Origin of the sequence: Nocardia sp. CA-084685 (assembly GCF_050955785.1) — a bacterium.
In the GTDB taxonomy this organism is placed as follows: domain Bacteria; phylum Actinomycetota; class Actinomycetes; order Mycobacteriales; family Mycobacteriaceae; genus Nocardia.
Map to the genome: position 1 here is coordinate 440,043 of NZ_CP192094.1, position 13,956 is coordinate 453,998.

At 65.8% G+C, this 13,956-nt stretch carries 7 protein-coding genes; 4 read left to right on the plus strand and 3 right to left on the minus strand.

What is annotated here, in order from left to right:
* Positions 1–171 precede the first annotated feature (171 nt).
* A complete protein-coding gene (locus ACQP2U_RS01955) occupies positions 172–1,140 on the minus strand; it encodes an EamA family transporter (RefSeq protein ID WP_433713101.1) in 969 nt (322 codons plus the stop codon).
* A 945-nt stretch (positions 1,141–2,085) separates the two neighbouring features.
* Here ACQP2U_RS01955 and ACQP2U_RS01960 point away from each other — a divergent pair.
* A complete protein-coding gene (locus tag ACQP2U_RS01960) occupies positions 2,086–2,982 on the plus strand; it encodes a LysR family transcriptional regulator (RefSeq protein WP_397037771.1) in 897 nt (298 codons plus the stop codon).
* Positions 2,983–4,241: 1,259 nt separating this feature from the next.
* Here ACQP2U_RS01960 and ACQP2U_RS01965 read toward each other — a convergent pair.
* Both ACQP2U_RS01965 and leuA read right to left on the minus strand, forming a co-directional pair.
* Positions 4,242–5,933, minus strand: coding sequence for an AAA family ATPase (locus ACQP2U_RS01965; protein ID WP_433713102.1), 1,692 nt, complete (start codon positions 5,931–5,933; stop codon positions 4,242–4,244).
* 1,719 nt (positions 5,934–7,652) lie between these two features.
* Complete coding sequence (leuA, locus tag ACQP2U_RS01970; RefSeq protein ID WP_433713103.1) at positions 7,653–9,446, minus strand: 2-isopropylmalate synthase; 1,794 nt, start codon at positions 9,444–9,446, stop codon at positions 7,653–7,655.
* Between the two features lie 230 nt (positions 9,447–9,676).
* On the opposite strand from leuA, the gene ACQP2U_RS01975 reads away from it, so the two are divergent.
* The 3 genes from ACQP2U_RS01975 (at position 9,677) to ACQP2U_RS01985 (ending at position 13,917) form a co-directional block, all read left to right on the plus strand.
* Positions 9,677–10,444: a sulfite exporter TauE/SafE family protein gene (locus ACQP2U_RS01975; RefSeq protein ID WP_433713104.1), complete on the plus strand. Its 768-nt coding sequence runs from the start codon at positions 9,677–9,679 to the stop codon at positions 10,442–10,444.
* A gap of 152 nt (positions 10,445–10,596) precedes the next feature.
* Positions 10,597–12,174 carry an alpha/beta hydrolase gene (locus tag ACQP2U_RS01980; RefSeq protein ID WP_433713105.1) on the plus strand — a complete coding sequence of 526 codons (1,578 nt, stop codon included), beginning with the start codon at positions 10,597–10,599 and terminating at the stop codon, positions 12,172–12,174.
* 120 nt (positions 12,175–12,294) lie between these two features.
* Positions 12,295–13,917: a GMC oxidoreductase gene (locus tag ACQP2U_RS01985; RefSeq protein WP_433713106.1), complete on the plus strand. Its 1,623-nt coding sequence runs from the start codon at positions 12,295–12,297 to the stop codon at positions 13,915–13,917.
* The last annotated feature ends 39 nt before the right edge of the window (positions 13,918–13,956 follow it).

The window sequence follows — 13,956 nt, forward strand, 5'->3', positions numbered from 1 at the left end:
GCTCACCCTGCGGCATCGGTGGTGGGTTCGAATGCGGTTTCGTTGCTGTGGCGTTCACGGGAGTGCTTGGCTCGGGTCTGCGCCGATCGGGGTTGCTCACCTGGGCCGGTTCGATATCGGGGTGGGTTCGAATCCGGTTTCATTGCTGGGGCGTTCGCGTGAATGCTCGGCTCAGGCCTGCACCAATCGGCGTTGCCCATCCAGGGCCGATTCCGACACCGGGGGCAGGGGCGAAACTGGTTCCGCCGCTGGGGTACGCGCATCGCGGCGGCCCGCCTTCGTCGCCGCGAACGCGCCTGCGATCACGATGGCTCCGCCGAGCAGCGACAGCGGCGTCGGGTCCTCGCCGAAGACGGCCCAGGCGGCGAGGATGCCGATCACCGGGACCAGCAAGGACATGGGGGCGACCGTGCTGGCCGGGTACCGGCTCATCAGGTAGGTCCACAGGCCCGAGCCCGCGATGGTGCCGAGCGCGACGATGTAGGCGAGGCCGAGCAGCGCGTGCCAGCCGCCGGGGGAGGTGACGTCGGTCAAGGCATGTAGGCCGGTAGTCGGTCCTTCGATGAACGCGGACAGCGCGAACATCGGGATCGGCGGCACGACCGTCATCCACAGCGTCAAGTGCAGCGGGTTGACGTCGCCGGACGCGGTGGCCAAGCGCGAACCGATGTTGCCGAAGGCCCAACCCAGACCACCCGCCAGCGTCAGCAGCACCGGCAACAGCGCCGCCTGCTGCGCCCGATCGAGCCCGATCACCACAATGCCCGCCACCGCGACGCCGATGCCGAGCAACTGTGTCCCCCGCAGCCGCTCCCGCAGAAACACTGCACCCAGGACGACCGTGAATGGCGCGGAGGATTGCAGCACCAGCGAGGACAATCCGGTTGGCATGCCCGCACGCATCGCCGTGAACAGGAAGGCGAACTGCAAAATCCCGAACCCGATCCCATACAGCAGCAACCACCGCAGCCGCACCTTCGGTCGAGGCACGAACACCACCACCGGCACCGCGATCACCGCGAACCGCAGCGCAGCGAAAAAGAACGGCGGAAAGTGGTCCAGCCCCACCCGAATAGCAATGAAGTTCAGCCCCCAGAGCAGGACAACGGTAAGCCCGAGTATGCGGTCACGATTGGTCACGTTCCTTATCGTCGGTAATGAAACCGATAAGAACAATCGAATAAATATGCACTATCAATGTAGCATTGCTTAATGATTTCGGGCACTCCTCACACCGCGGCTCCCAGCGGGTCGCTATCGGTGCACAACACCGGCCTGTGCCGTGGCGTCCCGAGACCAGCGGCACTGGTCGCAGCGCCGCCCGTCGCCCCGGCGGCGTATGCGGGCGGCGTAGAAATGTCAGCGGCTTCGCTACCGGATGCCGGAGCGGCGCGCGCGTCGGCTGTGGCTGAGGTCGCAGGGTCGCTTGGTGTTGTGCGGCGGATACGGGCGGGGTTGGAATACCAGTGGTCGCGGCTTCACTATCGGTCGCCGGAGTAGCGCACGGTTCGGCTGTGGTTGGTGTCGCGGCGTCGCTGGTTGCTGTGACGGCGGATGCAGAGGGCGCGGAAATGTCAGCGGATTCACTACCGGGTGCTGCAGCGGCGCGCGCGTCGGCTGTGGCTGAGGTCGCGGGGGTGTTGGGTGTTGTGGCGGTGTATGCGGGCGGGGCAGAAGTATCAGCGGCTTCGCCACCGGTAGCTGGAGTAGCGCACGCGTTGGTTGGAACTGATGTCGCGGCGTCGTCGGTTGCTGTGGGGATGGATGCGGGCGGCGCAGAAATTTCAGCGGATTCACTACCGGTTGCAGGAGCGGCGCACATGTCGGCTAGGGCTGACGGCGCATCGTCGCTGGGTGTGGTGGGGGCGTATAGAGGCGGGGCAGAAATGTCAGCGGCTTCACTATCGGTTGTTGGAGTAGTGCACGGTTCGGCTATGGCCGGGGTCGCAATGCTGTCGGCTGCCGTATCGGCCTGTGCCGGGGCGGTATTGGGCGGCACAGGAACACCAGCGATGCCCGCTTTGCTGCTGGCGGTAGGAGCGGCGCGTGTCACAGCCGCCTGAGGACGTGCGGGGCGGGCCACCGATGGCGGTCGAGCGGCTGCGGGTACTGCGGGAATTCGCGGATCGCGGGACTATTGCGGCTGTGGCCGAAGCCCTTTCGATGACCCCGTCCGCGGTATCGCAGCAGCTCAAGGTGCTTGCAAAGGAGGCGGGCGTTGCGTTGCTCGAGCCGGATGGGCGGCGGGTCCGGCTCACCGATGCGGGGCACGCGCTTGTGGTGCGCGCTGATGAGGTGCTTGCCGCGATGGATCGTGCGGTGGCGGAGATGGCGCACTATCGCGGGTCCGCGCGCGGTCGGGTCCGGGTCGCGCTGTTCCCGTCCGGCGCGGCGCTGCTGCTGCCGCGGGTGCTGCCCGCGCTGGCCGACAGCGGTGTCGAGGTCGTCGCCCGTGACGAGGATCTGCCGCCGAGTGAGGTGCCGCGGCTGCTCGCCGACTACGACATCGTCCTCACCCACCGCGATGAGCGCTCGCCTGGTATCGCGGGCCCTCGTGTCAGCACCACAGTCATCATGCGCGAACCCACCGATGTCGTTGTCGCACCGACCCATCCGCTCGCGACTCGCACCGAGGTGACCCCGGCCGAACTCGCCGAAGAGACCTGGCTCAGCGTGCGCGGCGGCTTCCCGGTCGACGACGTGCTGCGCTCTATCGCCACCATGACCGGCGTCCAACCTCGTATTGCCCAGCGCCTCAACGACTTCCGCGTCATCGAAACCCTTGTCGCCGCGAACTATGGCGTAGCCCTCATGCCCCGCTGGGCCGTGGCCCATCCGGACCTCGCCGTCCTACGCCTGTCCGGTGTCCGCGCCGCCCGCCTCTACGAACTGGCCACCCGCCCCCACGCCACAACCCGCCCCGCCATAGCCACCGTCCTACAAGCCTTCCGCACCGCCGCAGCCCAGGTCGCCGCCGAATAGCCCCACCGCACCAGCCTGCTGCCGCACACCCATTCACCACCTCGCAGACGCCGCAACTTATGGGCGGTGCTCACTACTTCTGCGTTAGTCGAGTCCCGGGTGTGTGCGGTGCGACCGGCGACCGTGGTGCTGGCGGTGTTGTGCTTGTGGCGGATTTTGCTGTCGCAGAGGCATTGTCCGCCTCGCAGGGGCTGCGCCTTATGTGCGGTGCTCATTACTTGTGCGTCAGCCGAGTCCCGGGTGTGTGCGGTGCGACCGGCGACTCTGGTGCTGGCGGTGTTGTGCTTGTGGCGGATTTTGCTGTCGCAGAGGCATTGATCGCCTCGCAGCGGCTGCGGTGCCTGTTGCCGAATTGTGGCGTGTTTTGGCCGTGACACAATCACGTCGCTATTTCGTCGGCTGCCGGCAATCATGCTGAGCCGGAAGTGATTTGATCCCGCGAGTGTGACGATGATGTGATGGAATAACCGCCCGGCGGCGCATTCGGCAACAGCCACTGCGTCTTATGCGCGGCGCTCACTACCTCTGCATCAGTCGAGGCTCGGGTACGTGGGGTGCGCGCGGCGACCGTGGTGCTGGCGACCGTCGCCATGAATCCGCTTCCGCATATCGTCCGACGCTTTCCCCGCGGCGGCAACCTGTGCGCCATGCTTACTGCCTGCACGCCAGCCGAATTTCGGGCACGCTCGCGATTGCGGTGGTGGCGATTGGCGTGCCCGCGGCGAGGTCGGCTGGCACACGCCGTGTGGCGCTGTCGCACGGCGCTGCACCACATTTCCGGCATTCCCTACTTGTGCATCTACAAATCTTGGATGTGCCAGTGAAGCCTGCCGTTCACGGCGCTGGCGATTGTCGTGCCCGTGCGGTGGATTGGATGGGCGCATAACCATGTGGTGCATTCGCCGCGGCGGCACCCTGTGCGCCTTCTCTCGCACATGTGTGCCAACCGAATCTCGGGCATGTCCGCTGGTCACAGCGCCGGTGACTGCCATGCCGCACGGTAGAATCCGGTGGCGCATACCGTGGAGCTATCGCTGAGGCTGCTGCCGCTTTGCGCCGCACCCACTACCTATGCGCCGCGACGTGGCGATAGGCTTCGACGCCCCGCCAACCGGGCGAACGCCCGAATCTTGGCCGCAATCCGTTGGTTGTCGAGGCGAGGCTGTCGCTCGGATAGCCTGCTCGGCCGCAACGGTCTAGTGCCTGGGCGGGCCCGAGGCGAGGCTGTCGCTCGGACAACCTGGCCGCGCCGCAACGGTCTAGTAGTGCCTGGGCGGGCCGGGGCGGTACTGCTGGTTGCCGATGTAGCCGAAATCATCGGCGACCATGGCGGCCAGTTCCAGGAGTGCACGCCGGGTCGGCTTGCTCACCAATTCCAGGTCGATTTCCGCACCCTCGGCGAGGTGGTCGTCGAAGGGCACCACCTGAACCGCGCGGGTGCGGTCGAGGAACAGTTTGCGTAGCTGGTCCAAGTCGACGGTGGAGGCACCGCGGCGAGATGCGTTGACCACCACCACCGTTCGCTCGACCAACTTGCCGTAGCCGTGATGGTCCAGCCAGTCCAGGGTGGCCGAGGCGCTGCGGGCGCCGTCGATGGCGGGTGAGGTCACCAGCACCAGTGAGCTGGCCATATCGAGCACACCGGCCATGGCCGAATGCATCAGACCGGTGCCGCAGTCGGTGAGGATGATGTTGTAGAACGACTGCAGAATGCTGATGGCCTGGCGGTAATCGGCCTCACTGAAGGCTTCGGAAACCGCCGGATCTTGTTCACTGGCAAGGACTTCCAGTCGGCTCGGCGCCTGGGAGGTGTGTGCTCGGACATCGGAGTACCTGCTGATGTGCTGATCCTCGAGCAGATTGCGCACGGTGGAGCGAGTCTGGCGCGGTACGCGATGCGCCAAGGTGCCGAGGTCGGGGTTGGCGTCGATCGCGATGACCCGGTCGCCGCGCAGCGAGGAGAACGTCGATCCGAGCCCGACCGTGGTCGTGGTCTTGCCGACGCCGCCCTTGAGCGAGAGGATCGCGATCCGATAGTCCCCGCGCACCGGCTGATTCACCCGGTCGACGAGATCGCGGTAGACGATATCGGCCGCGGACTCACCGGGATTGATCATGCCGCCGGAGGCCTTGTGCACCGCCCGGCGCCAGCCACTGCGCGGCGCTTTGCGCGCCCGCTTGAGCAGGTTCAGGTCATTGACCGAATGTCCCGGCTGGCCGGGCTGCGGCACATGCTGTGGCTGGAACGGCTGCTGCGTATTCGGCGGGCCGCCTTGCCATCCTGGCGGCGGGCCCTGTTCGGTGTATGGCACCATGCCGGTGCCAGGCCCTTGTTCGCCGTACGGCATCAGGCCGGTGCCGGGCCCCTGCTCGGCGTACGGCAACTGCCCGGTGTGTGGTTGCTGCCCGCTGTGTGGTTGCTGCCCGCTGTGTGGTTGCTGGCCGACGGGCGGCTGTCCCATCGGGGGCTGTTGTCCCATGGGCGGCTGCTGATACATCGGCGGCTGCTGCACCGGCGGTGGCGGTGCCCAACTGTAGATCGGCGGCTCGACCTGACTTTCCGCCGGAACCCGTCGAACCAGCCCATCGGGACCGATCTCCTGCCGGTACTCGCCGTAGGACGGTTCGGGCTGCACCGGATGGTTTCCGCTCTGGCCGGGTCCCGGCTGATGCGGCTGCGCGAATTGACCGCCGTTGTAAGGCGTTCCGGGCGGCGCGTAAACCTCGGGCGGTCCGTACTGCTGCTGCGGCACTCCCGCCTGCGGGTACGTGGTGGTCTGATCTGTTGGTCCGCCGGGGTATCCGGTGAACTCCGACTGGTCGGACTCATCGGGCTGTTCGGCAACCTCGGCGGCCCCGTGCTCGTCGGTTGCGGGCTCCGCGTCGACGGATGCGGACTCGGCCGCTTCATCCGGCGCCGAGGAGTCGGTGGTGACCTCGGCCGTGTCCACCGAATGACTCTGCAGCCAGGGCGGAGAAGTCGGGTTGTGGTCGTTAGTTGTCACAGTTCCCCCATCTGCTCGGGAATTCGAGCAGAGAGCTCGGCGCTTGAATGCGAATCAACGCTAGCACGGGGTACTTGGCCCCGCGCCGTGGTATACACGGCCGCCGCGCCGCGTTGAACACCGCGACCAGCCGCAACTCGAAAACACTGTCCAACAGCAAATTCGAGATCAAACGCCCAGTCGGCGACAAATCGTCGCCAATGGGCGTCCTGTTCTCACCGTACTCCGCGGTCTCAGCCGAGGTGCCAGATCGCTCGGACCGACCCGAACGACCTCGGCTCCCGAACAGATCCGGCTCAAGGGATCCGGTCCCGAAAATCCTGGTCGCGAACGGGTCTGGCCCTGAACGAGCCGGGCCATGAACGAGCCTGGTGGTGAACGAGCCTGGTGGTGAACGAGTCTGGCCCTGAACGAGCCCGCTTCTCGACGAGCTGGGTCCGGAACGAGCCGGGTCCTGAACGGCCCTGCCCTGAACGAGCCGGGTCCGGAACGAGCCGGGCACTGAACGGCCTCGCTCTGAACGAGCCTGGTCGCGAACGAATACAGTCCTGAAAAGCCTGGTCGCGAACGAGTCTGGCCCTGAACGAGCCCGGCTCTGGACGAGCTGGGCACTGAACGGCTCCGGCCCTGAACGAGCCGGGTCCGGAACGAGCCGGGCACTCAACGGCCGGGCCGTGAACGAGCATGGTCGCGAACGAATACGGTCCTGAAGAGCCTGGTCGCGAACAGGTCTGGCCTTGAACGAGCCCGGTTCTGAAGGAGTCCGGTCCTGGACGAATCCGGCTCTGGAAGAGCCGGGTCCTGAAGAGCCTGTTCGCGAACGAATCCGGTCCTGAAGAGCCTGGTCGCGAACGAGTCTGGCCTTGAACGAGCGCGGTTCTGAAGGAGTCCGGTCCTGGACGAATCCGGCTCTGGAAGAGCTGGGTCCGGAACGAGCCGGGCACTGAGCGGGCCGGCCCTGAATGAGCCTGGTCGCGAATGAATCCGGTCCTGAAGAGCTTGGTTGCGAACGATTCTGGCCCCTGAACGAGTCCGGTTTTTGGACGAGCCCGGCTTTGGACGAGCCGGGCGCCGAACGGCTCCGGCGCTGAACGAGCCTGGTCCTGAAGAGCCTGTTCGCGAACGAATCCGGTCTTGAACGAGCCTGATCGCGAACGAGTCTGGTCCTGAACGAGTCGGGCTCTGGATGAGCCGGTCCTAGAGAAGCCGGTTCTGAAGAGTCTGGTCCCGAACGATTCCGGTCATGAAGTGCCTGGTCGCGAACGAGCCTCGTTCTGGATAAGTCCGGGTTCTGGACGAGCCGGGTTCTGAACGAGCCTGGTTCTGAACAGCCTGTTCGCGAACGAATCCGGTCTTGAACGAGGCTGGTCGCGAATGATTCTGGCCCTGAACGAGTCCGGCTCTGGGTGAGCCGGTCCTGGACGAGCCGGGTGTGAAGTGCCTGGTCGCGAACGAGCCTGGTTCTGGATGAGTCCGGTTCTGGACGAGCCTGATTCTGGACGAGCCTGATTCTGGACGAGCGGGTTCTGAACGAGCGGGGTTCTGAACGAGCCGGGCTCTGAACGAGCCGGCCCTGGAACGAGCCCAGCCCGAGAATTCTGCCCGGCCGAGCCCGCCCGACCGAGCCCCCCGAACCCCGGCCCGCCGAAACCAACCGACCCCGCCTCAGTGCGTCCGGTTCACCGCCGACACCACGGCCCGCAGCGACGCGGTCGTAATCGAGGTGGCGATGCCGACACCCCACACAACCTTGTCGCCGATGGCGCACTCCACATACGCCGCGGCCTGCGCATCGTCACCCGCGGACATCGCGTGCTCGGAGTAGTCCAATACGCGCACATCGAATCCGACTGTCGCGATCGCATCGACGAATGCGGCGAGCGGTCCATTGCCAGCGCCGGTGACTTCCTGCTCGACGCCGTCGACCTTCACCACCGCCGTGATCGAGTCCACGCCGCCGTCGGTCTCGGAGGCGGTTACCTTCTGCCGCATCCGCTCCAGCGGACGGATCGGGCTCAGGTATTCCTCGGCGAAGACATCCCACATCTCCTTGGGCGATACCTCACCGCCCTCACCGTCGGTGATCTTCTGGATCGCCTGGGAGAACTCGATCTGCAGCCGGCGCGGCAGCACCAGTCCGTGATCGGTCTTCATGATGTAGGCGACACCGCCCTTACCGGACTGCGAGTTGACGCGGATGACGGCCTCGTAGGTGCGGCCCACATCCTTCGGGTCGATCGGCAGGTACGGCACCTCCCAGACGATGTCGTCTACATCGGACTCGGCGGCGTCGGCCGCGGCCTTCATCGCATCCAGACCCTTGTTGATCGCGTCCTGATGCGAACCGGAGAACGCGGTGTAGACCAGATCGCCGCCGTAGGGGTGGCGCTCGTGTACCGGCAGCTGGTTGCAGTATTCGACGGTGCGGCGGATCTCGTCGATATCGGAGAAGTTGATCTGCGGATCCACGCCGCGGGAGAACAAATTCATCCCCAGCGTCACCAGGCAGACATTGCCGGTGCGCTCACCGTTGCCGAACAGGCAGCCCTCGATGCGATCCGCACCGGCCTGGTAGCCCAGTTCGGCGGCGGCGACCGCGGTGCCCCGGTCGTTGTGCGGATGCAGCGACAGCACGATCGAATCGCGGCGGGCCAGGTTGCGGCTCATCCACTCGATCGAATCGGCGTACACATTCGGGGTCGCCATCTCGACGGTCGCGGGCAGGTTGATGATCATCGGCTTGGCGGGGGTGGGCGCGATGATCTCGGTGACCGCATCGCACACCTCCTTGGCGTAGGACAGTTCGGTGCCGGTGTAGGACTCCGGGCTGTACTCGTAGCGCCAGTTGGTGTCCGGGTAGCGCTTCTCGACCTCCAGGCACAGCTTCGCGGCATCGGTCGCGATCTTCTTCACCGCCGCCTGGTCCGCACGGAACACCACACGCCGCTGCAGGACCGAGGTCGAGTTATAGAAGTGCACGATCACATTGGTCGCACCGGCGCACGCCTCGAAGGTGCGCTCAATCAGTTCGGCGCGACACTGGGTCAGCACCTGGATGGTGACATCGTCGGGAATCGCCCCGTCCTCGATGATCTCGCGGACGAAGTCGAAATCGGTCTGGCTGGCCGAGGGGAAGCCGACCTCGATCTCCTTGTAACCCATCCGCACCAGCAGGTCGAACATGCGGCGCTTGCGAGCCGGGCTCATCGGGTCGATCAGGGCCTGGTTGCCGTCGCGCAGGTCGACGGCGCACCAGCCTGGGGCCTGATCGATGATCTTGTCCGGCCAGGTGCGGTCGGGCAGCGTGATCGACTCGACCTCCTCGGCGAAGGGCCGGTAGCGGAAGGTCGGCATGGAGGAGTTCCGCTGCCGGTTCCAGGCGGGCTGGTCGGCAGGGGCGGGCTTGCTCGGAGCCGTGATGGTGCGCGAGCCGGATACGAAGGCGTCAGCGGGGGACATGCGGTTTCTCCAGGGTGTGGTGGATCCCAGTTATCGGGTCGACCGGCGCGGCAGAACCCCGCGACGGGAGGCCAGTCCGGTCAAACCCCGTCGCGGCGGCCGAGAAGAAGTGCCCGCTGCATGATGCCGGCGAGTTTACCGTGCCCCGACGTGTCGCCGAAAGCCCGGTCCCCATCGTCCGGTCATCCGACGTAACGATTAGCGTTCCGACCGGCTGGAGGTAGGTTCATATGACTTGGCTGGAACAACTGGCGGTCTTCGGCGCGGGCATCGCGGCGGGCGGCATCAACACCATTGTGGGATCGGGCACCCTGATCACCTTCCCGGTACTGCTCGCCTTCGGAATTCCGCCGGTCACGGCGAATGTGTCGAACACCATCGGGCTGGTTCCCGGTGGGGTCAGCGGGGCATACGGCTATCGGCGCGAACTCGAGGGACAGCGGGCCAGGCTGGTCCGACTCGGCAGTGCGTCGCTGCTCGGCGGCACCGCCGGCGCGATCCTGCTGCTCGTACTGCCCGCCGCGGCCTTCAAGGCGATCGTGCCGGTGCTGATCATCGCGGCATTGATCCTGGTCGTGGTTCAGCCACGGTTGGCGCGCTGGGTGAAGGAGCGTCGGGCGGCCGACACCGGTCCGGCGCCCGAACACGGTGGCCTGATCCTGTACGTCGCGATATTTCTGTGCGGTATCTACGGCGGTTATTTCGGTGCGGCCCAGGGCGTGTTGTTGATCGGTTTGCTCGGGGTGTTCGTGCATGAGGACATCCAGCGGCTCAACGGGGTCAAGAATGTGCTCGGTCTGCTGGTGAACGCGGTGTCGGCGGTGGTGTTCACGATGATCGCCGATGTCGACTGGCGGGTCGCCGGGCTGATCGCGGTCGGCTCGATCATCGGCGGCGTACTCGGCGCGAAGATGGGCAGGCGGATGCCGCCAACCGCACTGCGTGCGGTGATCGTCGTAGTCGGCAGCATCGCGGTTGTCCGATTGCTGATGACTTAGCCGCAATAGTCTTGTCGAACAGCGCGGTTCGACCGCATACGGAGGAAGTACGTGGCAGTCGAGATGCGAAACCCCCAGTGCGGTCGTGCTTGTGGCGGATTGGTCCCAAAGGAGGACGACGCCGGACCGGTCCGCAACGCAGGATGATCGGTATGCGCGGGTGGAAGATCGTCGGGTTGGTGTTGGGGGCCGTATTGGTGTCGGCATCGGTCTCGTGCTTCCGACAGAGCGAAGCGGTCTCGCAGGTCGCCGAACTGGTTGCGCAGGCCGATGCTGCGCCGACTCCGAAACTCGATTGGGTCCCGTGTCCCGAATCGGAGTTGAGTAAGTATCAGTGCGCGACAGCCGCGGTCCCGATCGACTACGCGCAATCCAACGGTCCGACGCTGTCGCTGGCTGTCATCAAACAGCCCGCCACCGATCCAGACCGGCGCATCGGCGCCCTGTTCAGCGCGGTTGGCGGACCCGGCGGTTCGGGCTTCAAATGGGCGAGTCACGGTGTGCTGTTCTCCGGTGAGCTGGCCCGGCGATTCGATGTGATCACCTTCGATCAGCGCGGAATCGGCCGCAGCGGTCAGGTGAGCTGTTTCGCGAATGCCGAAGAGCGGCACCGCTTCTGGTCCGGTTTCCTGCTGCCGCCGACGAATGCCGAACAGGAGGCCGCGGCCGCCCGCAATGCCCGCGAACTGGCCGCCGGTTGCGCCGCGCACAGCCCGGAGTTGCTGGCGCACCTGACCACCGTCGATGCCGCCCGCGACTTGGATCTGCTGCGCCGCGCGGTCGGCGAGACGACCATGACCTACACGGGCGGGTCCTACGCGAGCTATGTGGGCGAGGTGTATGGCGCGCTCTTCGGTGACCGGGTCCGCGCACTACAACTCGGCTCGATAATCGACCCGGATGCCTACACCAACGATTCGCGCGCGCAGATCGCCGACTCCGCGACGGGCACCGAGGAGGTATTCGCGGAGTTCCTGCGACTGTGTGCCGAAGCGGGACAACCACAATGCGTCTTCGCGGGCCCGACCAAAACCGATGCCGCCGTCCTGCGCACCCGCAACGACGCCGTACTGGACCGGCTGCGGCAGGGACCCATCGTGGTCGGTCATGGTGCGCACATCCGCGCGGTAACCCTCACCGAAGTACTGCCCGCACACGCCACCCTGCTCTACGACGCGAAGCAGGGCTGGCCCGCGCTGGCCGAACTGCTCACCGAATTGGAGCTGGGTGCGGCGGGCAATCCCGATGTCGTACAAGAGATTCTGGACGCTGGTGGCTTCACCGAGGACTTCCTCGACGCCTTCACCGCAATCTCGTGTGCTGACAACAACTTCGGTCACGAGCCCGAGCAATGGCCTGCGATGGCTGCCGAACTCGCCAGTGCCGCACCCCATTACGGTCCTATGTGGCTGTATTTGCGGCAGGCTTGTGGTGCTTGGTCCGTACCAGGGAACGGCTATCCGCAGCGCATCACCGGTCCGTGGATTCTGCGCTCGGATAAACCCGCCCTGCTGTTCAACAACCGCTTCGACCCGGTCACGCCGCTGACCGGCGCCCGCCGGGCCCAACAGGAGTTGGTCAATGCCAGGCTGGTGATCGTCGAGGGCGGTTACGGGCACCTGGTGGTGAGTGACTGCGCTGCTCGTCTGCAGGAGCACTACCTTGTGGACCTGCAACTCCCCGCGCCCGGTGCTACCTGTAAGCCGGACAGAGCGCCGTTCACCGACTGAAACGCCAGTACCGGGAACCGCTCGACCAAGATCGTCCGCATTCCTTCGGCTGCCACTGTTCAGGACTCCGGAATCCCGGTAGTCTGCGCTCGGCCATGCGTGATGAGGGAGGTGGCCAGGGTGCACAGACGTGCCTTTTTCAAGGCAGCCAGTGCGGCAGCGATGTTGGGTGTCGCGAGTACCGCACTGGGTAGGGCGACGGCCGAGGCCGCAGACCCGATCTGGGACAACTTTTTCCGCATGTGGGTCCCGGAAATCTTTGCGCCACTTCCCGATCCGCCCGAGCATTCGCCCGCGATCGTGATCGGCTCCGGCTTCGGCGCCTCGGTCACCGCACTGCGCTTGGCCGAAGCCGGCATCGCCAATACTGTGCTGGAGCGCGGTTCACGCTGGCCGAACGATCCATGGCGGGAAATTTTCACCGGTGACGATCTGCCCGATGGCCGCGGTTTCTGGCATCGCACCAACTTCACCGGCGTCACCAAGGTGCCGATGCATTTCGCCAGCTTCGGCGGGGTGCTCGATTGCACCGAGTATCCGGGCATCGACGTATGGCGGGCCGCTGCTGTCGGTGGCGGCTCGGTCATCTTCTCCGGTGCCATGGTCGCACCCGAGCGCCGCTTCTTCGACCACGTCTTCGGCGGCACAGTCGATTACGGCGAAATGTCGAGCGTCTATTACCCGCGCGTCCGAGAGATGTTGCGGCTCAGCCCCATTCCGGCGGATCTGTACGCCGCTTCGCCGTTCGCGCATTCCCGGGCCTGGGACGAACAGGTACGCAGGGCGGGCTATCAGCCGGTCGCCAATGACTCGATCTTCAACTGGGATGTGCTGCGCGGCGAAATCGCCGGCACTACAAGGCCTTCCGCGACGGTGGCGCGCAGTAATCTCGGCAACTCCAACGGTGCGAAGTTCGACCTCAACCAGAATTATTTGCGCTACGCCGAGGGCACCGGCAAGTCCACCATCTATCCTGGGCACCGCGTCGACGCCATCGCGCAGGAATCCGGCGGCCGCTATTCGGTGACCGTGACTAAACTTTCGCCGACCGGCGAAGTGATCTGCACCCGCACCATCACCTGCGATCGCCTGTTCCTCGGCGCGGGTTCGATCGGCACCTCGGAGCTACTGGTGCGGGCCCAGGCGACCGGGGCACTGCCGAACCTCAACGAGCACATCGGCGATGGCTGGGGCACCAACGGTGATGTGGTGCTGGCTCGCGGTGCCAGCGAGTTGGCCGGTTTCGGTCAGGGCGTGCCGAGCGCGAGCCGAATCCTCGACGAATCCGCGGTGCCGCTAACGCTCGAAAATTGGTACATCCCAGGCATTCCGTTCGAGACCGGTGCGCTCGCCTCATTGGGCATGGTGCTCGATCCGGCCCGCGCACGCTTCGGCTACGACCGCGCCCGTAATGCGGTCGGGCTGTCCTGGTCGACCAAGAACCGTGACGATATCGTGGCGGCCGCCCGCGCGGTCGATCACCGGATCGCCGAACGCTCCAATGCCCTCGTCGAATACAGCGCACTCGGCTACGACGCGAACGCACTGTTCACTGCGCATCCGCTCGGCGGTGCGGTGCTCGGTCGGGCTACCGACGGCAACGGTCGCGTGCACGGTCATCCGGGCCTGTACGTGATGGACGGTGCGGCCATCCCGGGCAGCACCGGCACGGTGAACCCGTCGCTCACGATCACCGCGCTGGCCGAGCGCAATATCGAGGCCATCATCCGCGCTGGGAAGTAGCCCGTCGCGGCGCGTATTACTGTCGGCGGGACCGTTCGG

Bases quoted from the DNA above. Each gene is read 5' to 3' on its own strand.
- ACQP2U_RS01975 (WP_433713104.1), top strand. From the start codon at position 9,677: ATGACTTGGCTGGAACAACTGGCGGTCTTCGGCGCGGGCATCGCGGCG.
- ACQP2U_RS01960 (WP_397037771.1), top strand. From the start codon at position 2,086: ATGGCGGTCGAGCGGCTGCGGGTACTGCGGGAATTCGCGGATCGCGGG.
- leuA (WP_433713103.1), bottom strand. From the start codon at position 9,446: ATGTCCCCCGCTGACGCCTTCGTATCCGGCTCGCGCACCATCACGGCT.
- ACQP2U_RS01980 (WP_433713105.1), top strand. From the start codon at position 10,597: ATGCGCGGGTGGAAGATCGTCGGGTTGGTGTTGGGGGCCGTATTGGTG.